Raw genomic sequence first — 24,675 nt, forward strand, 5'->3', positions numbered from 1 at the left:
AGCCCGTACGGTAGTAAGCGGAAGTGGCCACCTACTGATGCCGTGTTAAGGGAAACTGATGATCGACCCGCGTCGCCTGCAGGTACTCATCGAGGTCGCCCGCCAGGGCAGCCTCAACCGCGCGGCCGCCGAACTGCGGCTCACCCCGTCGGCGGTCTCCCAGCAGATCAGCGCCCTGGAACGAGCCGTCGGCACCCCCGTCGTGCGGCGCAGCACCCGCGGCGTGGAACTCACCGAGGCCGGCCGGGTCCTCACCGAGGCGGCCACCGCCATCGCCGCCGAACTGCTCAGCGCCGAGCGTGAGATCGCCCGCCTGTCCACCCGCACCGAGCGGCTCACCGTGGCCACCTTCACCAGCGGCGGGCAGCGCATCCTGCCGCACGCGCTCACCCGGTTCACCGCCCAGCGGCCCGGCGTCGAACTCACCGTCATCGAGAGCGAACCCGAGGCCAGCCTGCCGCTGGTCCGGTCCGGGGCCGCCGACCTGGCACTGGTCTACCACTACGACGGCGTGCCGGCGATCCCGCCCGGCGTGGAGTGGACGCCACTGCTCGACGACCCGATGTGGATCGTGCTGCCGGCCGGGCACCGCTACGCCGGGCGCACCGCGCTGGCCCTCACCGAACTGTCCGGCGAACGCTGGGTGCAGGGCTGCCTGTCGGTGGCCGAGATGATCGAGCACTACGCGGCGCTCGCCGGGTTCGACGTCGTCACCGCCTGCCGGGGCACCGATTACCAGTTCGCGCAGTCGCTGGTCCGGGCCGGCATCGGCATCTCGATGATCCCCGAGGTGGCGCTCACCGCCGACACCTCCGGGCTCACCGCCGCCCGGCTCCTCCCGCCCGGTCCGTGCCGTTACGTGGGCGCCGCCATCGCGCGGCGGCGGCGCACCGATCCGCTGGTCGCCGACCTGCTCACCATGCTGCGCGAGACCGTGCAGGCGCTGCCCGCGACGCCGCTGACTACAGGGTGATCCAGTACCGCTTGAGAGTGCCCAGCCCGGTGACGCGGACGTCCTCCAGGACACCGCCGTGGCGCTCGATGATGCGGGCCGAGGCCGTGTTCGTCACGTTGCAGGTCACCAGCACCCGGTCCAGGCCGCGTTCGCGGGCCTCGGGCAGGATGGCGCCGAGCGCCCAGGAGGCCAGTCCCCGGCGGCGCGCCGACGGCCGCACGCCGTAACCGATGTGACCACCCGCCTCCAGCAGGAAGTCGTTCAGCTCGTGACGCAGAGCGATCGCGCCGAGGTACTGGTCGCCCTCCACGATCCAGCGGAACGAGCACGGCACCCAGCCGTCCGGCGGCTCGAGCTCGGCCGCGTTCAGCCCCGCGACCCACGCCCCGAACCCCTCGGGTGAATCGACCTCGTCACCCTCACGCAGGCCGGCGCCGTCCTGGTGGACGTCCCGGCCCCACTCGTCACGCGACTCGATCCAGGAGGCGTGCAGGCGGGCGGTCGGTGCGATCAACTCTGGCATGCGCCGACCGTACCCACCCGGTCCAGCCGTTTTTCATCCGGCCGCCAGCGCGAGCAGGCGCTGGATCTGGCTCTGCCGCGCCTCGGTCATGCGTTCGGCCAGATCGACGGCTTGCGGGTACGAGCCACCGGCCGTCTCCATCCGGATGGTCTCCATCGCGTTGTGCAGATTGCCGAGCAGCAGCGCCACCGCGGCCCGGTCGAACTCGGCACCCCGGAACGCGCTCAGCCCGGTGAAGTCCTCCTCGCGCAGCGAGTGCAGGTCGCCGTGCCCGGCGTGCAGCCCGGCCGACGGGTCCGCCTCCAGCGGCCGTTTCCACTGCTCCAGCCAGCCGCGCATGGAATCCCGCTCGGTACGCCACTGGCCGCGCAGTTCGGTGGCGACCGCCTTGATCTCCGGGTTGGACGCCCGGCTCTCGGCCATCTCGGCCACCCGGTCGCCCTCGATGATCTGCGCCAGACCCATCTGCAGGAACATGACGTCGGTGTCGTTGAAGGCCGCGGCCCGCGATGCGGGCTCCGGCGAACCGCCGCACGCGGTGAGCACGCACAGCAGCAGCAGGGAGAGGGCGGCCCGGAAGGCCGGACCGCCCGATCCTGCTAGACGGCGGCCCACAGCGCCGCGGTGTACGGGGGTTCCCAGCCGGCCAGCGCGGTGTGCGCCTGCCGGCACTGGTAGGAGGCTCCGTTGTAGGTCACCCGGTCCCCCGCCTTGTACGCCTTACCGGCCGCCCACGTGGTCGAACCCGGGTTGGTCGGTGCCGGGGTGGTCGGCGTCGGGGTCGGCGTGGTCGGTGCCGGGGTGGTCGGCGTCGGGCTCGGGGTGGTGGGGGTGGGCGTCGGGTTGGTGGCCCCGCCGAAGTTCAGGTCCACGCACGAGTAGAACGCGTTGACCGTGTCGGTGATGTTCCACCGCGCCAGCACGGTCTGCCGGCCGGTGTAGCCGGCGAAGTTGACGGTGTGCTGCTTGGTGGCCCCCGGCTGGGCACCGTTGTCGTTGAAGGACGCCACCAGCCTGTTGCCGATGAAGTATTCCCACGTCGCGGTCCGGTGCCGGGCGGTGATCACCCAGTTGAAGGTGACACTGGACCCGACGTTCGCGGCGGGCCAGTTCTTGGAGTTGTCGTTGAGGACGGTGAACCGGCTGCCGCCGCCGTTGCACTGCGTCGAACCCTTCGGGGTCTCGACACTCTGCGGCTCGTAGACGATGTCACCGCAGCCGGCGACCGCGCCGCTGGCACAGTTGGCCTGGCGGCTGGGCGGGGACGAGATGTAACCGTGCGCGGACGCCGGGGAAGCGGCCACGAGGAGGGAACCGCCGACCGCTGCGACGGTGAGCGCGGGAAGGGTGAACCTGCGTCGCATGCATTGCTCCTTGCAGAGGGGGCTGCGTGTTCATCAACGTAAATTAAAGAGTCCTAACAGTAAAGACTGTTAAGGAATCTTTAGGGTCGTCGCGACGGGGTCGGCGAGCCGCATCGGCGATTTGTCGTACCCCCGTGGAATGCTGCGCGGGTGCGGGTCGAATTCGAGAGTGAGCTGTGGATCTGGGACGCCCGGCGCGACGAGAGCTGGACGTTCGTCAGCTTGCCGACCGACGCCTCGGAGGAGATTCGTCATCGGGCCGGCGGGTTGCGGCGCGGCTTCGGATCGCTGCGGGTCCGGGTCACCGTCGGCGGGACGGTCTGGACCACGTCGATCTTCCCGGACAGCGGCCGCAACGCCTATGTGCTGCCGATCAAGCGGGCGGTCCGCACCTCCGAGTCGCTGTCCGCCGGCGATGTCACCGTTGTCGCCGTCGAACTGCTGGACATCTGACCCCTGACTACCCAGCTGTCACACCGCCGCCTCAAGGCCCCCGAGACAGCGGTTCCGCACAGCTGTGAGGACCTGGCTGTCAGGGGACCAGGTGCAGCACGACCGGGCAGATCGACGACTTCTCCACCGCCCGGACCAGGCTGACCGATCATCCGGCCGGCGGCGGACCCGAGTTGTTCTGCCAGGAGCTTCGGGGGTTCCGTGTGGGGTAATGGTTCGTCATGCGGCCTGATCTACCCGAGGTACGAGCCAGCGCAGTCGCCCTGGTGGCGGTTCTGCTGCTGATCCCGTTCGCCATGCTGGCGGCGCTGATGGCCGGTGGCTGGCAGCCGTTGCACGAACTCGACCGGGACGTGACGGACACCCTGCACGACGTCGCGCAGGCCAGCCCATTCCTGACCACCGTGATGAGCTGGCTGACGAACATCTTCCACCCGAACGTGTTCCGGGTCGCCGCTCTCGTCCTGGTGATCTGGCTGGTCCGGCGCCGGGCCCGGCGGACGGCGGCGTGGGTGGCGGTGACGATGATCGCCGGCGGCCTGCTCGGCGGCCTGCTGAAACTGCTTTTCGAACGGGCCCGTCCGGAGCTGCCCGACCCGGTGTCCCATGCCATCGGTTACGCGTTCCCGTCGGGGCACGCCCTCAACAGCGTCCTGGGTGTGGCCGTGCTCGTGGTGGTGTTCCCGCGGCTGCGGTGGCTGTGGATCATCCCGCCGGTCACCGCGCTGACCCGGGTCGTCCTCGGCGTGCACTGGACCAGTGACGTACTCGCCGGCCTGCTGCTGGGCGCCGCCGTCCCGGTGATCACGCTTGCGGTTTTCCGGCGGTTCGCCGTCCGGGCCTCCGATCGGGTGCCGGACGGCGAACCGGCCCGTCAGCGGTAACGCGGCAGCGGGCGTCGATCAGATCACCCCAGCCGAGGTCGCCGGCGACGATGAACAGGATGTTCGGACGCTTCGAGCTGGTTCCCCACGGATCCGGCCGCCGCTTCCGTGCCGGCTTATCTGTCTGGAGGGACAGATACGCCCAGGTCAGGGACATTTCCGCATTGCCCGGCCCGGCTCCCGGAATCCAGCCTGGAATCCGCCGGCCGCCGAGGGAGTGGCCGGGAAGGAGGAAGCGGATGCGCATCACAGGCCTTTCGAAGCGAGCGATGGCGGTGCTCCTGGCGGGACTGATCGGCGCGACGGCGGTGGCGTCACCGGCTCTCGCCGTCGCACCGAGGTACCAGCCCTACGGGGCGGGCAGCATTCTGGAGCTCTGGAACGACGCGGGATCCATCCGGGTCGGCCGGATCACGGTCACCGCGCACCCCAGCGCCGGCTGGAACGTCGCGGTCTGCGACTACCACTCGGACGGCTACGTGGTGACCGGCCGGTTCGACGCGGGTGCCAGTGGCGTGGTCGCCGTCTCGAGCCCGAACGTCAACGACTGCACCAGCCGGCACTTCTCGACGATCAACAAGTACCGGCTGGCGTGGAACACCTACGCCACGGGCTGGTATCTGCCCTGATGACCGCACCGGCCCGGGGCACTCAGCCCCGGGCCGGCCCGGTCAGGAAGTCGAGCAGGATGCGCCGGCTGGTCTGGGCCGCGACGCTGCCGTAGGCGTCGTCGAAGGCGTGGACACCGAAGGCCAGCGTCTCGACCCGGACCTCGGCCCCGCTGCGGGTCAGCGCAGCCCCGAACTCCTTGACCGTCGGCACGGCGACACTGCGGTCCCGGTCACCGACGAGCAGCAGCGTCGGCATGAGGCCCGGTGTGAGGTGCGCGCTCGGCGACACCTCCCGGTAGCGGTCCGGGAACTGGGCGGGCGTACCGCCGGTGAACCAGGTAGCCGCCTCACGGCTGCCGTCCACGTCGAGGTTCCACATCTGCTCGACGTCGAACCCGGCGTAGAAGCCGATCACCGAGGCGGGCGGAACCGGAGTGGGACCGCAGGGCGACGTGATGGTGCGGTCGTGCAGACGGTACGCCGCGCCCAGGGCGAGGACACCGCCCGCGGACATGCCGCCGAGCGAGATCCGGCCCGCGTCGACGTGGTGCCGGACCGCGTTCGCGTGCACCCAGCCGAGCGTGCACACCAGGTCCTGCGGCGCCTTGTCCCAGGTCGGCGTGGTGGCGGTGGCCAGCCGGTAGTCGACGGCGTAGGCGGCCACGCCGTGGTCGGCGAGCCAGCGTGCCGTACCGCGAAGGTCGCTCTTGTCGAAGGTCCGGAAGCCGCCCGCGTGAGCGAGCACGACGGCGGGTGCGGCAGTACCCGGCCCCGCCGCCGGCAGGTAGGCGTCGACGGTGAGCGGCTGCCCGCCGGGACTGGCGTAGACCGCCGACTCGTCGGGGACGGCACCGGGATAGCCGAGCTCGGTGAAGATCTCGCCCACGGAGACGTCGGCGCCGGCGCGGACCGCATCACGGATCTGGAGACCGGCGATGACCAGCGTGGCCGCGGCGCTGACCGCCGTGACCACGGTGAGCACCCGGCCCCACCGGACCAGGCCGGCCCGCCAGGCGATCAGCCCGAGGACCGTACCGGTGAGGGCGATGAGAACGATGTGGAACGGCCACTGCCCGGCCAGGACCGGACCGGCCACCCCGGCCTTGGGGATCCCCGGGAACCACGCGCCGAGGACGACGGCCGCGGCCAGGAAGGCGAACAGGGAGCCGGCGACGGCGGCCAGCGCCCCCGCCGTGAGCCGTACCACCCTGCGGATGTCGATGTTCATGAACCCGACGCTATGGGCGGGACCCACCCGCGGGCGTCACGCCGTGGAGCCAGATTCCGGCGTACCTCTCAGGTACTACAGGTCGATGCGGCCGGGCGTGACGATCCCCGTCTCATAGGCGAAGACGGCCGCCTGCGTACGGTCGCGAAGCTGAAGTTTGGCCAGGATGCGGCCCACGTGGGTCTTGACGGTCTGCTCGGCCAGCACCAGCTCGGCGGCGATCTCGGCGTTCGACAGGCCCCGCGCGACCATGGCCAGCACCTCGTTCTCCCGTTCGGTGAGCCGCTCGGCGCGGACCGTGGCGGGCGGGCGCCGGGGTCCGCCCAGGCGCGCGAACTCGGCGATCAGGCGCCGCGTCACGACCGGTGACAGAATCGCGTCGCCGGCGTGCGCGACCCGGATCGCCTCGGCCAGCTGCACCCCGGAGGCGTCCTTGAGCAGGAACCCGCTGGCTCCGGCACGCAGCGCCTCGTAGACGTACTCGTCCAGGTCGAACGTGGTCAGTACCAGCACCCGGCAGTCGAGGGCGGGGTCGGCGGTGATCCGGCGGGTGGCCTCGATCCCGTTGAGACGCGGCATCCGGATGTCCATCACGACCACGTCGGGACGCAGTCCGGCGGCCCGTGCCACCGCCTCCAGCCCGTCGGCGGCGGTGCCGGCCACCTCGATGCCGGGCTGCGCGCCCAGCAGGATCGAGAACGCCTCGCGGACCATGGCCTGGTCGTCGGCGATCAGCACACGGATCGTCATCGCGGGTCCTCCCCGACCGGCAGCAGGGCGGACACCTCGTAGCCGCCGTCCGGTGTGGGCCCGGCCGCCAGGTCACCGCCGAGCATCGCGACCCGCTCGCGCATCCCGAGCAGGCCGTGCCCGGAACGCCCGCGTTCCCCGGCGGGGCGGGACGCGGGCCCGTTGACGACGCGTACGCGCAGCCCGGCATCCGAATGGGCGATGTCGACGGTCGCCCGGGAGCCCGGAGCATGGCGCAGCGTGTTGCTCAGCGCCTCCTGCACGATCCGGAACGCCGACAGCTCCACGCTCGGCGGCAACCTCCGGCGGACCCCACCGACGGTCGCGGTCACGTCCAGCCCGGCCTCGCGAACCTGCACGAGTACGTCGTCGAGCTGGTCCAGACCCGGCTGCGGGCCGTCCGGGGCGGGGCCGCCCTCACGCAGCACGCCGAGCACCTGCCGCAGCTCCTTGAGCGCCTCCAGAGCCCCGGCCCGGATGCCGGCGAAAGCGGCGACCAGTTCCTCCGGCGGCTCGGCGACCCGGTGCGGTGCCGCGTCGGCCTGGATCGCGACCAGCGACATGTGGTGGGCGACGACGTCGTGCAGCTCCCGCGCGATCCGGGCCCGCTCCTCCAGCAGCACGCGCTGCGACCGTTCACGCGCCAGACGTTCCCGGGTCCGCCGGTGACTCCATCGGGCGCCGCCGGCAACCGCGGCCAGCCCGAAGATCACGATCGCGAACGCGACGATCTGCCATGACCCGGCGCGTCCACCGGCCACTCCCAGCCCCGCCACCGCGACGACACTGATCCCCACGGCCACCATCGCGACTCCGGGCGGGTTGCGCAGGGCCACGAGCAACAGCACCCCCGCGTGTACGACCGGAGCCCACAACTGATTGGCCGGGCTAGGCGGGTGAACCACCGGGATGGCGACGAGCAGGGCCAGGGACAGCCACCACGCCGGCACCGGCCGGCGCAACGCCACCACGAGTGTGACCGCGTGCACGGCGGCCAGCATGGTGGCCGGCCCGTCCGCTCCGGTCAGACCGAGCACAGTGGCACCGGCCACGACGGCCACATGTGGCAGCCACCCGATCCCCCGGACCCCGGCCATCGGAGGCAACGGCTGGGCTTCGGCCGTCAGCACCCCACGAACGTGATCGATCCACCCCACCGCCCCATCCTGACAGCCCCGGCCCCGCCGGCCGTACCCACACCTGCCGTCCGCCCCGAAGGGCGCTTCAGCGACGGCTCGCGTGGCGCGTCCCCCACCGGCGGGCCGATGCCTTGGCGCGGTGCGAGCATGAGCGCATGACGAAGCTGACTGGACCGGAGATCACCGAGCGGATGCCGCGCGGCTGGGTCTATCTGCGCAACGCGCTGCGGACCCGGCTGCGGACCGGGGACTTCGCGACCGGCCTGGCGCTGGTGAACGCGATCGGCACGGCGGCCGAGGCGGCTGATCACCATCCCGACCTGGATCTGCGGTACACGTATGTCGACGTGCGGCTGAGCAGCCACGACGTGGGCGCGGTGACCGGGCGGGACCTGCGGCTGGCGGCGACGATCAGTGAGCTCGCTGATGCAGCCGGTGTCGCGGCGGACGCGAACGGGCTGGTGATCCTGGAGCTGGCGCTGGACAGTCCGCGGGTCCCGGAGCAGCTGGACTTCTGGGAGGCGGTGCTGGGCTGTCCGCGCGACGCCGAGGGTGATCTGCGGGACCCGTACGGCAAGGTGCCGTTGATCTGGTTCCAGCGGTCCGGGGATGAGGAACCGCGCCAGCGGTGGCACCCCGATCTGTGGGTGGACCCGTCCGAGGTGCAACCGCGTATCGATCGGGCGCTGGCGGCCGGCGGCACGCTGGTCAGTGACGCGGATGCACCGAGTTTCTGGGTGCTGGCCGACCCGGAGGGCAACAAGTTCTGCCTGTGCACCTGGCAGAACAGGAAATGATGAACGTGCGAACGGGGCGGCGTGGACCGAGACCACGCCGCCCCGCCCTCAACCGATCAGGCCGCGACAGGAGCCTGAGCGGTCGCCGGAGCCGCCATCCCACCGGCCAGGTGCCGTAGGTAGGCCGGCAGGGTGAGGAACTCCGGGCAGGTCCGCTCGGAGAGCAGGACCGTCAGCAGAGTCCGCGCCTGGCCGAAACAACGGGCCGCTTCCTCGTCCAGGGCGCCGGTCTCGCTGAGGACATCGAGCTCCTCGCGGAGCATCCGGGTGACCAGGCCCGCCGTGACCGGCACGCCGTAGTCGGTGGGGGTGCCCGAGGAGATCCACTGCCAGAGCTGGGCCCGGCAGATCTCGGCGGTCGCCGCGTCCTCCATCAGGCCGCCGAGTGCCACCGCGCCCCGGCCGCCCAGCCACGCGGCGATGTAGCGCAGCGCCACGCTGACGTTGGTACGCAACGCGACCTCGCTGACGGTGACCGAGGTGGACTTGATGTCGAGCAGATCGGCCGCGGTGACCCGCACGTCGTCGCGCTTGCGCACGATCTGGTGCGGTTCGTCGCCGAGCCACTGGTCGAACACCTCGCGGCAGGTCTCGACGAGGCCCGGGTGCGCGACCCAGGAGCCGTCGAAGCCGTCGCCGACCTCGCGCCGCTTGTCCTGGCGGACCTGGTTGAGGGCCCGCTTCGCGGCGACCGGATCACGGCTGGGCACCACCGCGGCCATCCCGCCGATCGCGTGGGCACCGCGCTTGTGGCAGGTCTTGACCAGCAGTTCGGTGTACGCCCGCATGAACGGCGCGGTCATGGTGACCTGCGAGCGCTCGGGCAGGACCACGTCCGGACGGTTCTTGATCATGCTGAACAGGTAGTCCCAGCGGCCCGCGTTCAGGCCGGCCGAGTGTTCGCGCAGCTCGTACAGGATCTCTTCCATCTCGAACGCCGCGTTGATCGTCTCGATCAGGACGGTGGCCCGGATCGTGCCGCGCGGGATGCCGAGGTATTCCTGGGCGAAGACGAAGACGTCGTTCCAGAGGCGGGCCTCCAGATGCGACTCCAGCTTCGGCAGGTAGAAGAACGGCCCGCTGCCCCGGTCGATCTGCCGCTGTCCGCAGTGGAACAGGTAGAGACCGAAGTCGAACAGCGACGCGGAGACGGCCCGGCCGCCGATCCGCAGGTGGCATTCCGGCAGGTGCCAGCCACGCGGCCGGACCATGATCGTCGGCATCTGCGCGCCGATCTCGTAGCGCTTGCCGTCCGGCGCGGTGAAGTCGAGCGTGCCGTCCAGCGCGTCGCGCAGGTTGAGCTGGCCGAGGATCACGTTGTCCCAGGTGGGCGACGTCGCGTCCTCGAAGTCGGCCATCCAGACCTTGGCGCCCGAGTTGAGGGCGTTGATGGTCATCTTGCGTTCCGGCGGGCCGGTGATCTCGACGCGCCGGTCGGTGAGATCTGGCGCGGCCGGGGCGACCTGCCACGACAGGTCGTCCCGGACGTGCTGGGTGGAGGCCAGGAAGTCCAGGTCGGTGGTGCGGGTGGCCCGGCGGCGCCGGCGGCGCTCGAGCAGCTGCACCCGGCGGGCACCGAACTCGCGGTCAAGGGCCACGATGAACTCGACGGCCTCAGCGGTCAGGATCTCGGAGTAGCGGCCTGCGGTCGTACCGGTGATGGTGATCTCTTCGGCGCCCATGTCTGGTCTTCCTTCCTCTTCTTACTGAACCGGGCCTAGAACTGCTCGGCCTCGGTGGAGCCGGACAGGGCGGTGGTGCTGCTGTCGGGGTTGAGCGCGGTGGAGACGGCGTCGAAGTAGCCGGTGCCGACCTCGGCCTGGTGCTTGGTGGCGGTGTAGCCGTCGGCCTCGGCGGCGAACTCCGCCTCCTGCAGCTTCACGTAGGCGCTCATGCCGGTCTGGGCGTAGCCGCGGGCCAGCTCGAACATCGAGTGGTTGAGCGCGTGGAAGCCGGCCAGGGTGACGAACTGGAACTTGTAGCCCATCGCGCCGAGTTCCTTCTGGAAGCGCGCGATCGTGTCGTCGTCCAGGTTCTTCTTCCAGTTGAACGACGGCGAGCAGTTGTACGACAGCAGCTTGCCGGGGTGCTTGGCGTGTACGGCCTCGGCGAACTTGCGGGCGAAGTCGAGGTCGGGCTTGCCGGTCTCGACCCACAGCATGTCGGCGTAGTCGGCGTAGGCGACACCGCGGGCGATCGCCGCGTCGTCGCCGGGGGTGACCCGGAAGAAGCCCTCGGAGGTGCGCTCGCCGGTGACGAACGGCTGGTCACGCGGGTCGACGTCGGTGGTCAGCAGGTCCGCGGCGAGCGCGTCGGTGCGGGCGATCACCAGGGTCGGCACGCCGGCCACGTCGGCCGCGAGGCGGGCCGCGTTCAGGGTGCGGATGTGCTGCTGGGTCGGGATGAGCACCTTGCCGCCCAGGTGGCCGCACTTCTTCTCGCTGGCGAGCTGGTCCTCCCAGTGCACACCCGCGGCACCGGCCGCGATCATGCCCTTCATCAGCTCGAACGCGTTGAGCGGGCCACCGAAACCGGCCTCCGCGTCGGCGACGATCGGGGCGAACCAGTCGCGCTCGTAGCGTCCGGCGGCGGTGTCGATCTGGTCGGCGCGCAGCAGCGCGTTGTTGATCCGGCGGACCACCGCGGGGACCGAGTTCGCCGGGTAGAGCGACTGGTCGGGGTAGGTGTGGCCGGAGAGGTTCGCGTCGGCGGCGACCTGCCAGCCGGACAGGTAGATCGCCTTGAGGCCGGCGCGCACCATCTGGGTCGCCTGGCCACCGGTCAGCGAACCGAGGGCGTTGATGTAGTCCTCGGTGTGCAGCAGGTCCCACAGCTTCGCGGCACCGCGCTCGGCCAGCGTGTGCCGCTCCTGCAGGGTGCCCCGCAGCCGCACGACGTCCTGCGCGGTGTAGTCGCGCTTGACTCCGGCCCAGCGGGGGTTACTGGCCCACTCCCGGGTGAGGTCCTCAGCGGTACCGCCCCGGTTCTCGGTCGACTCAGTCATCAGAGAAATCCCTTTCCTGCCCTGTCGCGTTCTTCCTCGTGGAAGAACTTCACTCTCATGGATCGCACCAGCCCCTCTGAAGGCCCTTGGCTGTGAAAGAAGTGAAGAAATTCTGTTAACGTGAAACCCGTGACCGCTTCACCTTCCTCCGAGACCTCCGTCGATCTGGTGACCCTCGGACAGCGCCTCCGGCACCTGCGCCGCACGCGTGGCCTGACCCTCGACCAGCTCAGCGACGCGGTCGGCCGGGCGCCGTCACAGCTGTCGCTCATCGAGAACGGCAAACGTGAGCCCAAACTGTCGGTGCTCCAGTCGATCGCCGGCGCGCTGGGCGTACCGATGCAGGATCTTCTCCGTCCGGAAGCGCCGAGCCGTCGCGCCGGTCTCGAGATCGAACTGGCGCACTTCCAGCAGAACCCCGCCTACCAGGCGCTCGGCCTGCCAGTGGTGAAGGCGGGGCGGCGTCTGCCGGCCGACGCCCTGGAATCGCTGATCGGCATGCACCGCGAGCTGAACCGGGTGCTCACCGAGCAGACCGCCACCCCGGAGGTGGCGCGGCGCGCCAACGCGCAGCTGCGCGCCGACATGCGCCGGCGGAACAACTACTTCGCCGAGATCGAACAGGCGGCGGCCGAGGTCCTTCAGTCGGTACGGCACACGACCGGCCCGCTGTCCCAGCGCGGCATCCTCGACATCGCCGCCCAGATCGGGTTCAGCCTGCACTACGTCAACGACCTGCCGAGCTCCACCCGATCGGTCACCGACCTGAAGAACCGCAGAATTTATCTCCCACAGGTGGCCAGCGGTAAGGGCCACGACCCGCGGGCCGTCGTGCTGCAGACCCTCGGGCACTTCGTCCTCGGGCACAACGACCCGGCCGACTACGGTGACTTCCTGCGCCAGCGGGTCGAGGTCAACTACTTCGCCGCGGCGCTGCTCATGCCGGAGCGATTCGCCGTCGACTTCCTGGCCGAGGCGAAGGCCGACCGGGCGCTGGCGATCGACGACTTCCGGGACGCGTTCGGGGTCTCCTACGAGACGGCGGCGCACCGGTTCACCAACCTGGCCACCCATCACTTCGGCATCCCGGTGCACTTCGCCCGGGTGCACGAGAGCGGCATCGTCTACAAGGCTTACGAGAACGACAACGTCCGCTTCCCGTCCGACGTGACCGGCGCGATCGAGGGACAGCCGGTGTGCCGCAAGTGGGCGTCGCGGACGGTGTTCGAGGCCGAGGACCCGTACTCGTCGTTCTACCAGTTCACCGATACGACGGCCGGCACGTACTGGTGCACCGTGCACGTGGAGGCGACCAGTTCGGGGCTGTTCTCGGTCACCGTCGGCACGCCGTACGAGCACGCCCGCTGGTTCCGCGGCGGCGACGTGTCCGGGCGTACCGTCTCGCACTGTCCCGACCCGGACTGCTGCCGCCGGCCACCGGCCCAGCTGATCGACCGGTGGGCCGGCAACGCCTGGCCCAGCGCCCGCGTGCACTCACACCTGCTGGCCGCCCTGCCGCCGGGCACCTTCCCGGGCGTCGACAACCGCGACGTGTACGACTTCCTGGAGCGCCGATCCTGAAAGTTCTCCTACCGCACGTCGACCGTCATGCCGGCACCGCGGCCACGGCCTCGATCTCGATCAGCAGGCCGGGTAGGAAGAGGCCGGCCACCTGGACCAGCGAACTGGCCGGGGGACGCGCCACGTCGACGAACTCGTCGCGGATCCGCCGGATCGTCGGCAACTGGTCGACGCCGGTCACGAAGTAGGTCAGTTTCACCACGTCACCCCAGCCGGCACCGGCAGACGCCAGCACCGCACCCAGGTTGCGGAACACCAGCCGTGTCTGTTCCTCCCACCCGTCGGGGATCCCGCCGTCGGCGTCGATCGCCACCTGGCCGGCCGTGTGGACGATCCGGCTGCCCGGCGCGACGACGACGGCGTGGCTGTAACCGTTCACTGAGGGCGCGGCGGGAAACTCGAGGCTCGGCATCCGTCCAGCCTAGACGGACGGACCGCCTCGGAGATTGCGGACGGCGGCCACCAGTTCGTCCTGGGTGATGGGGCCGGCCGAGTCGCCGCGGGCCTCCTGCATCGCCTTGGCGAGCTGGACCCGGCGCAGCACCTCCTTGATGTCCGCACCGGTCATGCCGGTGCTCGCGACCCCCAGGGCGGCCAGGTCGAGGTCGTCGGCGAACATCCGGAAACCGGGGTTCTCGTGGGCGTTAATCAGCGCACGGATCATCTTGCGGAAGATCTCGGCCCGTGCGTTCTCGTCCGGCTTAGGGACGCTGATCTTCACGTCGAAGCGTCCGGAACGGATCAGGGACTCGTCGACCCGGTTCGGGAAGTTCGTGGTGGCCACCACGATGACGTTCGGGTTCTCCTCGATCAGGTCGTTCATTTCCTGCTTGAAGATGCCGGCGACGGCGTTGAGGGCCTGGCTCGCCGCGTCGCCGCCCACCCCGGCGTAGCTGACGATCGAGTCGAACTCGTCGAACAGGATCAGCGTCGGCCGCCGGTATCCGCGTGCCTCCCGGAAGATCCGTTTGATGTTGCGTTCCGAGCCGCCGAGCCACTTGTCGAGGATCTCCGGGGTGCGGATCTCCCGGAAGTCGGCGCCGATCTCGTTCGCCAGGGCGCGGGACAGCATGGTCTTGCCGGTGCCGGGCGGTCCGTACATCAGCAGGCCCTGGGGGCGACGGGCTCCCCACCGTGCCATCGCCTCGGGATGCCGGAAGGAGACGGCTATCTGGCGCAGCTCGCCGACCACCTCGGCGAGGCCGCCGACCATGTCGAGGGTGACCGATGACGTGGTCGCCGGATTCCGCGGCAGGTTCTCCCGGCTGATCACGTAGCGGCGGCCGTCGAGCGATCCGGTGCCCGCGAGCTCGAGGACGGCCTGCAGGGTCAGGGTGACGAACGCGCGCAGGTGGGCGACGCCGACATCGTCGCGCGGCACTCGCGACTCCAGCTCGGCGACAGTGCCACCGTCACGGTAGGTCACGGTCGCCTCGATTCCGGCGGCGGCGTCGGCGAGAAGTTCCGGTTCGCGTTCCACCGGCTTCTCCAGACCCAATTTGCGGTACGCCGCGGCGGCGGCCGTACCGACGCCGTCGACGATCCGGGTCACCACCTGGTCCCCGGCGGCGATCCGGCGGGCCAGCAGCAGGCCGAGCGGGTCGCGGCCGAGCACCAGCTCCCGCATCCGCTGCTCGGTGGCCTCGGTCGGGGCGAGCAGGACTATCCGGGCGGTGAAGACGTGCTCGGGCCCGCCGGTGCCGTCGACGGTCAGGTCGACCCGCTGCACCGGTTCCGGCCAGTCGGCCCGCCGCAGCAGATCGACCCGGTTGACCCGGGCGGCGGCGAGCAGGGTTGCGGCGTCGACCAGGTCGACGGTCGCGCCCGCATGCTCGAAGGTCTCGGTGTGCGGCCGGGCAAAACTCGCGTCGGTCATGACTTTTCCCTCCGCGGTGTGGATTCCCCCAGCGTGACACGGATACGCACGACCGGCCGGTTTGATCGGTCCGGGGCCGGGCATCCCGGAGCCATGAGTGACTTCATGGACAAGGCCAAGAACTTCGCCGACCAGCATGACGAGCAGGTCGATCAGGGCCTGGAGAAGGCCGGCGACCAGATCGACGAGCGCACCGGCAACAAGTACTCCGGACAGATCGACCGGGGTGTGGACGAGGCGCAGAAGCGGACCGGGGAAGGCGACACCGTTCCGCGTTGAGAATTCAGGCGCCCGGGGTAAGAGCCGTGGCATGGCACTGCCGATCGAGGACTACGCGATCATCGCGGACACCCAGACGTGCGCGCTCGTCGGGCGCAACGGTTCGATCGACTGGCTGTGTGTGCCACGGTTCGACTCCGCCGCGATCCTGGCCGCCCTGCTCGGTCACGACGAGAACGGGCACTGGAGGATCGCTCCGGCCGGGGAGTACACGGTGCGCCGCCGGTACCGGCACGAGACGATGGTCCTGGAGACCGAGTTCGAGACGGCGGGCGGGGTGGTCCGGCTCATCGATTTCATGCCGCCAAGGTCCGGGCCCCCGGCCGTGGTGCGGATCGTCGAGGGCGTCCGCGGGCAGGTCGACCTGGAGACGGTGCTGCGGCTGCGGTTCGACTACGGCAAGGTGGTGCCCTGGGTCTACCGGGAGCACGACTCGCTGGTCGCGGTCGCCGGGCCGGACGCGGTGTGGCTGCGCACCCCCGTCGCCCTGCACGGCGAGAACCTGGCCACCCGCGGAACCTTCACCGTGCAGTCCGGCGACCGGGTGCCGTTCATGCTCACCTGGCAGCCCTCGCACCTGCCGGAACCGGAGGCGATCGACCCGGTGCACCAGCTGGGTGTCACCGAGGGTTACTGGCGTGGCTGGGTGTCGGCGTGCACGTACGAGGGCGAGTGGCGCGATGCCGTGGTCCGCTCGCTGCTCACGCTGAAGGCGCTGACGTACGCGCCGACCGGTGGGATCGTCGCGGCGGCGACCACCAGCCTGCCGGAGAAACTCGGCGGGGTACGCAACTGGGACTACCGGTTCTGCTGGCTGCGCGACGCCACGATCACCCTGCAGTCCCTGCTGTTCTCCGGTTTCCAGAGCGAGGCCATCGCGTGGCGCAAGTGGCTGCTGCGGGCCATCGCCGGTGATCCGGCCGAGCTGCAGATCATGTACGGGGTGGCCGGCGAGCGGCGCCTCGACGAGTACCAGGCCACCTGGCTGACCGGCTACGACGGCAATCCGGTGCGGATCGGCAACGCCGCGGCCGACCAGTTCCAGCTGGACGTCTACGGCGAGGTGATGGACGCGCTGCACCAGGGCCGGCGGGCCGGTCTGAAGGCCGACGACCCGGCGTGGGGCCTGCAGGTGCAGCTGATGGAGTTCGTCGAGGAACACTGGCGCGACCCGGACGAGGGTATCTGGGAGGTACGCGGCGGTCCGCGCCAGTTCACCCACTCGAAGCTGATGGCCTGGGTGGCGGCCGACCGGGCCGTCAAGGCGATCGACGAGTTCGGCCTGCCGGGCCCCCGCGAGCGATGGGAACGGCTGCGCGCGGAGATCCGCGAGGACATCCTGACCAAGGGGTACGACCCGGAGCGGCGTACGTTCACACAGTTCTACGGATCGTCCGAACTGGACGCGGCACTGCTCATGGTGCCGCTCGTCGGATTCCTGCCGGCCGACGACGAGCGGGTGCGCGGCACGGTCGCCGCGATCGAGGAGCATCTGCTGGTGGACGGCTTCGTGCAGCGTTACACGCAGCGCCACGACGTCGACGTGGACGGCCTGCCGCCGGGTGAGGGCGCGTTCCTGGCGTGCACGTTCTGGCTGGCCGGCAACTACGCGCTGATGGGCCGCCAGGAGGAGGCACGGGAGACGTTCGCCCGGCTGCTGGCGCTGCGCAACGACGTCGGGCTGTTGTCGGAGGAGTACGACACGGAGACGGGCCGGCTGGTCGGGAACTTCCCGCAGGCATTCAGCCACGTGCCGCTGATCGACACGGCGCGGACCCTGACGAGCTGCCTCGCGCCGACCGAGGCCCGGGCCCGCGAAGGCCTGCGCTGAGAAAATCGGCTGCCCCGGGCCGGGCCGCCTTGCCAGTATCTCCATCGTGGATCAGAGACTCGAGGAGATCGTCAGCTTCTACACCGGATACGACGAGGCGGGCCGCCTCGATCGGCGCGGCGCGTTCCGGCTGGAGCGAATCCGCACGATGGAGCTGCTGGAGCAGTTCCTGCCACCGGCTCCCGCCTCGATCCTGGACGTGGGCGGCGGTCCCGGCGCCTACGCCCGCCCGCTGCTCGGCGCCGGCTACCGGGTGCGGCTCGTCGACCTGGTGCCCGCACACGTCGAGCAGGCCAGATCCGGGCAGCCGCCGATCGACGCGGTCGTCGGCGACGCCCGCGAACTGCCCGAGCCGGACGCCGCCCACGACGCGACGCTGCTGCTCGGACCGCTCTACCACCTGCAGGACCGCGACGACCGGGTGCGGGCTCTGCGTGAGGCGGTCCGGGTGACCCGTCCGGGCGGGGTGGTGGTGGCCGCGGCGATCTCCCGTTTCGCCGGGCCGATCGACTTCGCCGTCACGGGACGGCTCACCCCGGCGATCGTCGAGGAGTCGCGGCAGATCCTGGCCGACGGCATCAACCATCCGGGACTCGGGTTCACCCACGCGTACTTCCACCGGGTGGCGGACCTGATCACCGAGCTCCGCGAGGCCGGGCTCACCGGAATCGTGGTGCACGGCGTAGAGGGCCCGGCCTGGGGAGCCGCCGACGCCACCGCCGGCACCCCCGCCGAGCAGAGTGTCTTCGACGGCGCGCTGCAGCTGGCCCGGATCTGCGGCACCGAGCCGGAGATCGTGGCCGCCAGCGCACATCTGCTGGCGATCGGTGTACGCCAGACGTCCGGACGATGACTTCGCGCCGACCGGGTGGCAACATGTCGGCATGCTGGTCGTGTTCGCACACAGCACCACCGGGTCGACCGTGGCGACGCTCCACCGGTCCGACGGGGTGACCCTGCAGCTGCCCGGCTACGACCGGAGATATCGGGTGCCCCACGATCTGGCACACTTCGCCACCGAACGCACCTTCGAGATGCCGGGCGGCGTGTTCGGCTCGATCGCGGCCGGTGCGGTCTTCTCCAACATGCGGGTAGTGAACGGGAAGCCCCGGCACGACGCGGCCGCCCGCAGCAAGCGTGTCCTGGACGCCAACAAGCACAACCTCAGCCTGGCCGAAGTACTCGCGGGCATGGTCCACCACGCGGTCGAGACGGGCATCCCCGAGCAGGCGCCGGCGTTGGCCCGCAAGGCGTGGGACGCCCGCGGGACCGGCGATCCACCATGGACGGACGACCAGGTTGCCGAGGCCGTCCGGATGCTGACCGAGCTTGCCACCGACTTCGAGGCGCAGGGCCAGGTCCGCGCGATCTGGCCCGATCACCTCATCGCGGCCGCTCCCCCGGCTCGCGGTATCCGGCGCGGTCGCCGGGGCCGAACCTGAAAACCTTCCTGCGGTACGGCTACGCGGCACCCGGTCGTGCCATCCTCGCGACGATCAGCGGTGGCCGGGCCCCCAACGCCACTCCCGGGCTGAGGCGGCCCAAGACGCCCGGCGGCCGGACCCTCCAGCGCCACTCCCGGGTTGAGGCGACCCAAGACGCCCGCTGGCCGGTGCCCCCAGCGCCACTCCCGGCGGCCAAGACGCCCCCACCCCGCGGAACGCACCACGCTCAGGAGGCGTTGCGGGCGGCCCGGCGGCGGCGCGTACGGCGCAGCAACTGAATCACCTCGAAGAGCCCGGCGACCAGGACCAGCCCGCCGACCACCCGCAGCCACAGCGGGCGATCCGGACTGAGACAGGCCATCAAGCCGCCGAGAATCATGAGGGACGGCCACCAACGGTCACCGTCGTCGTCCTCCGATTCGGCTTGGCGGAACGGATCGCGGCCGATGGCATCACGGGCCGCGTCCCGCAGCCGGATCCTGCTGAACTCGCCCTCCCGGGCCGCATCGACGGTGGCGTCGAGGACGGGCCGTAGCCGGTCGAGTTCGGCCTGAGTGAGCACTCCCTGCAACGGTCGCGGCGCCGCCTCGATGACGACCAGAACCGCACGCCCCATCGGAGCCGAACGCCACCCGATCCCCGCAGTCATCACCCTCCGCCCGCCAACCCGGCCCGCGACGGTACCGCACCGGAGCAGCTGGCTCGTGCCGCTGTCTCAGGCGCGCTGAGACAGCGCCACAAGCCAGCTGACTGGAACCGGCTGCGCGGTGGCGCTGTCTCGGGCTTGTGCCGGCGGATACGGACCATGTCGATCAATCGGGTACGCCGTCGAAGCGGCCCGGCTTTCTGCGAGGATGCCGGAGTGACTTCCGCATCCCGGTACCTGAGCGAGCACATCGACCTTCCGGCCGACCGCGTGTACGAGTTCGCGGCCGATCCGGCGAACCTGCCGCAGTGGGCGTCCGGCCTGGCCACCACGGTCACGAGGGAGGGCGACCGCTGGCTGATCGGCGATGACGGCGCTGAGCTGATCTTCACGCCGCGTAACGACCACGGCGTCCTCGACCACTGGGTCCGGCCGCCCGGTGCGGACGAGGTCTACGCGCCGATGCGGGTCATCCCGGCCGGCAAGGACAGCTCGGAGATCATGTTCACGCTGCTCCGCCTACCGGGCACGACCGACGAGGAGTTCGACCGGGACGCCGGCCTGGTTCAGGCGGATCTGAGCCGGCTCAAGGAGGTCGTGGAGCGCGCCGCTTAGACGTCGATCAGCAGTTCGACGGTGACCGGGTCGCCGGCGTCCAGCGACTCGGTCCGGCGGATCGCGGCGCGGATCGGGACGAGGTAGCCGCCGTCCTTGGGGAACAGCGACGTGGTCCATTCCGAGCCGCCGAGGCGGACCGTCACCGGTATCATTCCCCAGCCGTAGCTGACCAGCGACGACGCGTCGGCGAGGGCCTGGCATCCGTCTTCGGGCACCGGGACGAAGTGGTGCGGGGCGGGACCCCGCCAGTAGATGATCTCGCCGTCGAACGTCAGTCGCATCGTCACTCCGCGCGCTTCCCCCGTACCGTCAAGGACACCGCACCGAGCAGGGCCTGGAGGCCCGGCACGGCCAGTACCACCGCGAGCGTCGGCCCTTCCGGGTTTTGCCCAGGTGCAGCATCATCATGATCGCGCTCAGCGCGAGCAGAGTCACCCACGCCGCGCGGTCACCGGGCCGGCGCGAGGTGCACGGCGATCTCGCGGCAAACCGGGCGGGGAGGACACGCGTCACCGGAGCCTGGGGCGGGGCCTGCGAGGTCGCGCACAGCGAGACACCCGGGGGTCGGCAACCCGTCCGCCATCCGGGCCGCAACCTGAGAATGGGACGGCACTCGGGCTGATGCCGGAGCGAAAGACGTAACAGTCGTTCAACGACTGCTTTCGATCATTAACGCGGCGTGGAAAAGTGCAGGGAAACGCCAGGCGACGACGGAAGGGCCGAATTCGCCCCGCGGTCGGATGCTGTATGCCTGCCCTCCACCCGGCACTTCCATGATCCACCAGCGCGCATCGGGTCGCCGGTGCCGCAGAAGGAGGAACACAGTGCGCACCCTTGCCCGCTCAGCGGCCGCCACCCTGACGGCCGCCGCGATAGTCGCTTTCGGCGGTGCCTGCTCGCCGCCGGAGAAGGAGTCGGAGGCCGCCACGAGCGGCGCCGCCACCGCCACCAGCGCCGCCGACCTCGGCGGCCTGGACGCCCTGATCGCCGAGGCCAAGAAGGAGGGCGCGCTCAACGTCATCGCGCTGCCGCCGGACTGGGCCAACTACGGCGAGATCATCAAGGCCTTCGGCGACAAGTACGGCATCAAGGTCAACTCTGCTCAGCCGGACGGGTCCAGCCAGGACGAGATCAACGCGGCCACCCAGCTCAAGGGTCAGGACACCGCTCCGGACGTGTTCGACCTGGGCGTCTCGGTGGCGACCGCGAACACCGCGATGTTCGCCCCGTACAAGGTGGAGAAGTTCGCCGAGATCCCGGACACCCTGAAGGACGCCAACGGTACGTGGGTCAACGACTACGGCGGCTACATGTCGATCGGCTACGACAGCGCCAAGGTTCCCGCCCCGGCCGCTGTCGCCGACCTGCTGAAGCCGGAGTACAAGGGCAAGGTGGCGCTCAACGGCGACCCGACGCAGGCCGGTGCCGCGTTCGGTGGCGTGCAGATGGCGTCGCTCGCCAACGGCGGCACCGTCGAGGACATCACGAAGGGCGTCGAGTTCTTCGGCAACCTGAAGAAGGCCGGCAACTTCCTGCCTGTCGACCCGACGCCGGCGACCATCGAGTCCGGCCAGACCCCGGTCGTCTTCGACTGGGACTACCTGAACGCCGCCCAGTCGAAGAAGCTGCCCACCTGGAAGGTGTTCGTGCCGTCGGGGGCCGTGCTCGGCTCGTACTACGTGCAGGCCGTCAACAAGGATGCTCCGCATCCGGCCGCGGCCCGGCTGTGGCAGGAGTTCCTCTACTCCGACGAGGGCCAGAACCTGTGGCTCAAGGGCGGCGCCCGCCCGGTCCGCGCCGACGCCATGCAGAAGGCCGGCACCATCGACGCGACCGCGTTCGCCGCACTGCCCAAGGTGGACGGCACCCCGGTGATCCCGACCGAGGCGCAGAGCACCAAGGCCAAGGAGTACCTGACCGCGAACTGGGCCAAGGCCATTGGCTGAGGTCGGCGCGGACGCTCCGCAGCGCGTGGCCCGGCGGCCACGCCTGCGGGGCGCCGCCCTGCTCGGTACTGTGCCGTTCTTCGCCTATGTGACGATCTTCCTGGTCATCCCGACGCTGACCGTGGTTATCGGCGCGTTCACCGGCGACGGCGGCCGCGGTTTCACCCTCGCCAACGTGAGCGCCCTGGGTGACGAGTACATCGTGGCGGCGTTCGGCCGCAGCATCACCCTGTCGGCGTCGAGTGCGATCATCGGCGCGGTGCTCGGTGCTCTGCTGGCGTACGCGCTGGTCACCGGAAAGCCCGACGGTCTGCTGCGCCGGATGGTCACGGCGGCGGCCGGGGTGCTCGCGCAGTTCGGCGGCGTCACGCTGGCGTTCGCCTTCCTGGCGACCATCGGCCTGTCCGGATTCCTCACCGTCTGGCTTCAGGAGAACGGGCTTGATCCGTACGCGAACGGGGTCTGGCTCTTCGAACTTCCGGGTTTGACCCTCGTCTACACCTACTTCCAGATCCCGCTCATGGTGATCGTCTTCCTGCCCGCGCTGGATGGCATCCGGCCGCAGTGGCGCGAGGCGCACGTCAGCCTGGGCGGCAACACCTGGCAGTACTGGACGCGGGTGGCCGGGCCGCTGCTCGCGCCGGCGTTCCTCGGTTCGACGCTGCTGCTTTTCGCCAACGCCTTCTCCGCGTACGCCACCGCGGCGGCTCTGGTCAGTCAGGGCAGCCCGATCGTCCCGCTGCAGATCCGCGGCGCGCTGACCAGTGAGGTGGTGCTCGGCCAGGCCAACCTGGGCAAGGCCATGGCGCTGGGCATGGTCGTCGTGGTGGCCGTGGTGATGACCCTCTACTCCCTGCTGCAGAAGAGGACCGCCAAGTGGCTAGGGTGATCTTCAGGTGGACCGTCCTGACGGTGATGGGCGTGTTCTTCCTGCTGCCGCTGGTCGCCATGGTGGAGTTCAGCACCCGGGACCCGCGGACCTGGCCGCTGCTGGTGGACTGGCCCCGGCTCAGTGCCGAGTACCCGGCTCTGGCCGAGGGCATCCTCGCCTCGCTGGCGCAGGCCGCGCTCACGTCGGTGCTGATGCTGGTGCTGCTGGTGCCGACCGCTGTCTGGGTACGCCTGCGGCTGCCGGGACTGCGCCGGCTGGTGGAGTTCCTCTGCCTGCTGCCGCTGACCATCCCGGCGATCGTGCTCGTCGTCGGCCTGGCCCCCGTCTACGCCTGGGTCAACTACCTGATCGGCGGCTCGTCGCTGACGCTGGTGTTCGCCTACACGATCCTGGTGCTGCCGTACGCGTACCGGGCGATCGACACCGGTCTGTCCGCGATCGACGTGAAGACGCTGGCCGAGGCGGCCCGTAGTCTCGGCGCCGGCTGGACGACGGTGATCTGGCGGGTGGTGCTGCCGAACATCCGCTCGGCGGTGCTGTCGGCCGCTTTCCTGACCGTGGCCCTGGTGCTCGGCGAGTTCACCATCGCGTCGCTGCTTCACCGCACCAACCTGCAGGTCGCCATCGAGTATCTGGGCAAGAGCAGCGCGACCGTGTCGGTGGCGGTGTCGCTGGCGGCGCTGCTGCTGGCGTTCGTCCTGCTGCTCGTGCTGTCCCTGGCGGGCTCTTCGAAGAAGGGGAAGACCTCATGACCGGCGTCGCCGTTCACCTCGACGGGCTGCGCCGCACGTTCGGCGCTGTGCAGGCCCTCGACGACCTGGACCTGTCGATCGAGCCGGGCGAGCTGGTCGCGCTGCTCGGGCCGTCCGGCTGCGGCAAGACCACCGCCCTGCGGATCCTCGCCGGCCTGGAGGAGGTGACCGCCGGCCGGGTCCTGGTCGGGGGCAAGGACGTCACGCGGCTGCCGGCCAACAAGCGCGGCATGGGCATGGTGTTCCAGGCGTACAGCCTGTTCCCGCACCTCAGCGCGTTGCAGAACGTCGAGTTCGGACTGCGGCTGCGTAGCCTCAGGCAAACGTCGGCGAAGGCTCGGGAGATGCTCGCGCTCGTCGGCCTGGAGAACGAGGCAACCCGGTATCCGCATCAGCTCTCCGGCGGCCAGCAGCAGCGGGTCGCCCTGGCCCGGGCGCTGGCCATCGAGCCGCAGGTGCTGCTGCTGGACGAACCGCTGTCAGCGCTCGACGCCAAGGTACGGGTGCAGCTGCGCGACGAGATCCGCCGCATCCAGACCGAGGTCGGCACGACCACCCTGTTCGTCACCCACGATCAGGAGGAGGCGCTGGCGATCGCCGACCGGGTCGGTGTGATGCGCGCCGGACGGCTGGAGCAGCTGGCCACGCCGTCGGAGGTGTACCTGCGGCCGGCAACCGCGTTCGTGGCCGACTTCGTGGGGCTGAGCAACCGGCTGCCGGGGACCGTCACCGGCGGCACCGTCGAGGTCCTCGGGCACCGGTTGCCGCTTGTCACGCCGCACACCGGCGGAGCGGTGACCGCGCTGATCCGGCCCGAGGCGATCGAGGCGGTCCCCGACCCGGACTCCGCGGCACGGGTTCTGACCAGCAGCTTTCTCGGGTCACTGAGCCGGGTCACGGTAGCCGTCGACGACCATCTGGTGGTGGCGCAGGTGCCGAGCGGGCGCTTGCCGGAACTGGCGCCCGGCACGCCGGTGCGGATCACGATTCAGCCGGTGGCCGTCGCCCTGGAATAGACGACGCTTATCACAGGGGTTACAGTCGGAGACCCTGGGAGCGCTCCCAGCGCGGGTTCCCCCACTGCCGTTCTCCGCGGCGACC

At 70.4% G+C, this 24,675-nt stretch carries 27 protein-coding genes; 15 read left to right on the forward strand and 12 right to left on the reverse strand.

Going from position 1 to position 24,675, the window contains the following annotated elements; genetic code table 11:
• The first annotated feature begins 58 nt into the window (after positions 1-58).
• Positions 59-973 (forward strand): LysR family transcriptional regulator, encoded by a 915-nt coding sequence (locus AB0G04_RS27360; RefSeq protein ID WP_360988109.1) that lies wholly within the window; start codon positions 59-61, stop codon positions 971-973.
• Here AB0G04_RS27360 and AB0G04_RS27365 read toward each other — a convergent pair.
• From AB0G04_RS27365 to AB0G04_RS27375, 3 genes are read right to left on the reverse strand one after another with little or no spacing between them, the layout of a single operon-like run.
• Positions 963-1,478 (reverse strand): GNAT family N-acetyltransferase, encoded by a 516-nt coding sequence (locus AB0G04_RS27365; protein ID WP_360988111.1) that lies wholly within the window; start codon positions 1,476-1,478, stop codon positions 963-965. The genes AB0G04_RS27360 and AB0G04_RS27365 overlap by 11 nt on opposite strands.
• 33 nt (positions 1,479-1,511) lie before the next feature.
• Positions 1,512-2,093: a DUF305 domain-containing protein gene (locus tag AB0G04_RS27370; protein ID WP_360988113.1), complete on the reverse strand. Its 582-nt coding sequence runs from the start codon at positions 2,091-2,093 to the stop codon at positions 1,512-1,514.
• Positions 2,078-2,842 carry a lytic polysaccharide monooxygenase gene (locus tag AB0G04_RS27375; protein ID WP_360988115.1) on the reverse strand — a complete coding sequence of 255 codons (765 nt, stop codon included), beginning with the start codon at positions 2,840-2,842 and terminating at the stop codon, positions 2,078-2,080. The genes AB0G04_RS27370 and AB0G04_RS27375 overlap by 16 nt, the downstream gene beginning before the upstream one ends.
• A 150-nt stretch (positions 2,843-2,992) precedes the next feature.
• Between AB0G04_RS27375 and AB0G04_RS27380 the strand changes: the two genes are divergently transcribed.
• The 3 genes from AB0G04_RS27380 to AB0G04_RS27390 all read left to right on the forward strand — a co-directional run bounded on the left by AB0G04_RS27380 (position 2,993) and on the right by AB0G04_RS27390 (position 4,808).
• Positions 2,993-3,295: a DUF1905 domain-containing protein gene (locus tag AB0G04_RS27380; RefSeq protein ID WP_360988117.1), complete on the forward strand. Its 303-nt coding sequence runs from the start codon at positions 2,993-2,995 to the stop codon at positions 3,293-3,295.
• Positions 3,296-3,516: 221 nt separating this feature from the next.
• Positions 3,517-4,179: a phosphatase PAP2 family protein gene (locus AB0G04_RS27385; protein WP_360988119.1), complete on the forward strand. Its 663-nt coding sequence runs from the start codon at positions 3,517-3,519 to the stop codon at positions 4,177-4,179.
• 239 nt (positions 4,180-4,418) lie between these two features.
• Entirely contained in the window at positions 4,419-4,808 is a 390-nt protein-coding gene (locus tag AB0G04_RS27390) for a hypothetical protein (protein ID WP_360988121.1), read from the forward strand.
• Between the two features lie 22 nt (positions 4,809-4,830).
• Here the strand turns inward: AB0G04_RS27390 and AB0G04_RS27395 are convergent, their stop codons facing one another.
• From AB0G04_RS27395 to AB0G04_RS27405, 3 genes are all read right to left on the reverse strand, one after another.
• Positions 4,831-6,018 carry an alpha/beta hydrolase gene (locus tag AB0G04_RS27395; RefSeq protein ID WP_360988123.1) on the reverse strand — a complete coding sequence of 396 codons (1,188 nt, stop codon included), beginning with the start codon at positions 6,016-6,018 and terminating at the stop codon, positions 4,831-4,833.
• Positions 6,019-6,093: 75 nt separating this feature from the next.
• Complete coding sequence (locus tag AB0G04_RS27400) at positions 6,094-6,768, reverse strand: response regulator transcription factor (protein ID WP_360988125.1); 675 nt, start codon at positions 6,766-6,768, stop codon at positions 6,094-6,096.
• Positions 6,765-7,925, reverse strand: a complete 1,161-nt coding sequence (locus tag AB0G04_RS27405; RefSeq protein WP_360988127.1) for a sensor histidine kinase — start codon at positions 7,923-7,925, stop codon at positions 6,765-6,767. The genes AB0G04_RS27400 and AB0G04_RS27405 overlap by 4 nt, the downstream gene beginning before the upstream one ends.
• Before the next feature lie 137 nt (positions 7,926-8,062).
• Between AB0G04_RS27405 and AB0G04_RS27410 the strand changes: the two genes are divergently transcribed.
• Positions 8,063-8,704, forward strand: a complete 642-nt coding sequence (locus AB0G04_RS27410; protein WP_360988129.1) for a VOC family protein — start codon at positions 8,063-8,065, stop codon at positions 8,702-8,704.
• Positions 8,705-8,760: 56 nt separating this feature from the next.
• On the opposite strand, the gene aceB is transcribed toward AB0G04_RS27410, so the two are convergent.
• Positions 8,761-10,386 carry a malate synthase A gene (gene aceB, locus AB0G04_RS27415; RefSeq protein WP_360988131.1) on the reverse strand — a complete coding sequence of 542 codons (1,626 nt, stop codon included), beginning with the start codon at positions 10,384-10,386 and terminating at the stop codon, positions 8,761-8,763.
• A 35-nt stretch (positions 10,387-10,421) separates the two neighbouring features.
• Entirely contained in the window at positions 10,422-11,708 is a 1,287-nt protein-coding gene (gene aceA / locus AB0G04_RS27420) for an isocitrate lyase (protein ID WP_360988133.1), read from the reverse strand.
• Between the two features lie 129 nt (positions 11,709-11,837).
• Here aceA and AB0G04_RS27425 point away from each other — a divergent pair, with 129 nt between their 5' ends.
• Positions 11,838-13,289 (forward strand): helix-turn-helix domain-containing protein, encoded by a 1,452-nt coding sequence (locus AB0G04_RS27425; protein WP_360988135.1) that lies wholly within the window; start codon positions 11,838-11,840, stop codon positions 13,287-13,289.
• A 25-nt stretch (positions 13,290-13,314) separates the two neighbouring features.
• Here AB0G04_RS27425 and AB0G04_RS27430 read toward each other — a convergent pair whose 3' ends face one another.
• Entirely contained in the window at positions 13,315-13,701 is a 387-nt protein-coding gene (locus AB0G04_RS27430) for a RidA family protein (RefSeq protein WP_360988137.1), read from the reverse strand.
• 9 nt (positions 13,702-13,710) lie between these two features.
• Complete coding sequence (locus AB0G04_RS27435) at positions 13,711-15,165, reverse strand: ATP-binding protein (RefSeq protein ID WP_360988139.1); 1,455 nt, start codon at positions 15,163-15,165, stop codon at positions 13,711-13,713.
• 93 nt (positions 15,166-15,258) lie between these two features.
• Here AB0G04_RS27435 and AB0G04_RS27440 point away from each other — a divergent pair, with 93 nt between their 5' ends.
• Genes AB0G04_RS27440 through AB0G04_RS27455 form a run of 4 tightly spaced genes read left to right on the forward strand, consistent with a single transcriptional unit; the run spans position 15,259 to position 18,717 of the window.
• On the forward strand, positions 15,259-15,444 hold the full coding sequence (locus AB0G04_RS27440; protein ID WP_360988141.1) for an antitoxin: 186 nt from the start codon (positions 15,259-15,261) through the stop codon (positions 15,442-15,444).
• 31 nt (positions 15,445-15,475) lie between these two features.
• Complete coding sequence (locus AB0G04_RS27445) at positions 15,476-17,275, forward strand: glycoside hydrolase family 15 protein (protein WP_360988143.1); 1,800 nt, start codon at positions 15,476-15,478, stop codon at positions 17,273-17,275.
• A gap of 46 nt (positions 17,276-17,321) precedes the next feature.
• Positions 17,322-18,128 (forward strand): class I SAM-dependent methyltransferase, encoded by an 807-nt coding sequence (locus AB0G04_RS27450; protein WP_360988145.1) that lies wholly within the window; start codon positions 17,322-17,324, stop codon positions 18,126-18,128.
• 31 nt (positions 18,129-18,159) lie between these two features.
• Entirely contained in the window at positions 18,160-18,717 is a 558-nt protein-coding gene (locus tag AB0G04_RS27455) for a hypothetical protein (protein WP_360988147.1), read from the forward strand.
• A gap of 229 nt (positions 18,718-18,946) precedes the next feature.
• On the opposite strand, the gene AB0G04_RS27460 is transcribed toward AB0G04_RS27455, so the two are convergent.
• Positions 18,947-19,369 carry a hypothetical protein gene (locus AB0G04_RS27460; RefSeq protein WP_360988149.1) on the reverse strand — a complete coding sequence of 141 codons (423 nt, stop codon included), beginning with the start codon at positions 19,367-19,369 and terminating at the stop codon, positions 18,947-18,949.
• Between the two features lie 213 nt (positions 19,370-19,582).
• Here AB0G04_RS27460 and AB0G04_RS27465 point away from each other — a divergent pair, with 213 nt between their 5' ends.
• Complete coding sequence (locus AB0G04_RS27465) at positions 19,583-19,981, forward strand: SRPBCC family protein (RefSeq protein ID WP_360988151.1); 399 nt, start codon at positions 19,583-19,585, stop codon at positions 19,979-19,981.
• Here the strand turns inward: AB0G04_RS27465 and AB0G04_RS27470 are convergent.
• Positions 19,978-20,265 carry a DUF1905 domain-containing protein gene (locus tag AB0G04_RS27470; RefSeq protein WP_360988153.1) on the reverse strand — a complete coding sequence of 96 codons (288 nt, stop codon included), beginning with the start codon at positions 20,263-20,265 and terminating at the stop codon, positions 19,978-19,980. The two genes, AB0G04_RS27465 and AB0G04_RS27470, sit on opposite strands and share 4 nt — an antisense overlap.
• Positions 20,266-20,808: 543 nt before the next feature.
• Here AB0G04_RS27470 and AB0G04_RS27475 point away from each other — a divergent pair.
• Genes AB0G04_RS27475 through AB0G04_RS27490 form a run of 4 tightly spaced genes read left to right on the forward strand, consistent with a single transcriptional unit; the run spans position 20,809 to position 24,590 of the window.
• Positions 20,809-21,930 carry an ABC transporter substrate-binding protein gene (locus AB0G04_RS27475; protein ID WP_360988155.1) on the forward strand — a complete coding sequence of 374 codons (1,122 nt, stop codon included), beginning with the start codon at positions 20,809-20,811 and terminating at the stop codon, positions 21,928-21,930.
• Entirely contained in the window at positions 21,923-22,819 is an 897-nt protein-coding gene (locus AB0G04_RS27480; RefSeq protein ID WP_360988157.1) for an ABC transporter permease, read from the forward strand. The genes AB0G04_RS27475 and AB0G04_RS27480 overlap by 8 nt, the downstream gene beginning before the upstream one ends.
• A complete protein-coding gene (locus AB0G04_RS27485; RefSeq protein WP_360988159.1) occupies positions 22,816-23,574 on the forward strand; it encodes an ABC transporter permease subunit in 759 nt (252 codons plus the stop codon). Before AB0G04_RS27480 ends, AB0G04_RS27485 begins: the two co-directional genes overlap by 4 nt.
• On the forward strand, positions 23,571-24,590 hold the full coding sequence (locus tag AB0G04_RS27490; protein ID WP_360988161.1) for an ABC transporter ATP-binding protein: 1,020 nt from the start codon (positions 23,571-23,573) through the stop codon (positions 24,588-24,590). The genes AB0G04_RS27485 and AB0G04_RS27490 overlap by 4 nt, the downstream gene beginning before the upstream one ends.
• Positions 24,591-24,675: the final 85 nt, after the last annotated feature.

This window comes from Actinoplanes sp. NPDC023801 (assembly GCF_040639655.1).
Taxonomy (GTDB): domain Bacteria; phylum Actinomycetota; class Actinomycetes; order Mycobacteriales; family Micromonosporaceae; genus Actinoplanes.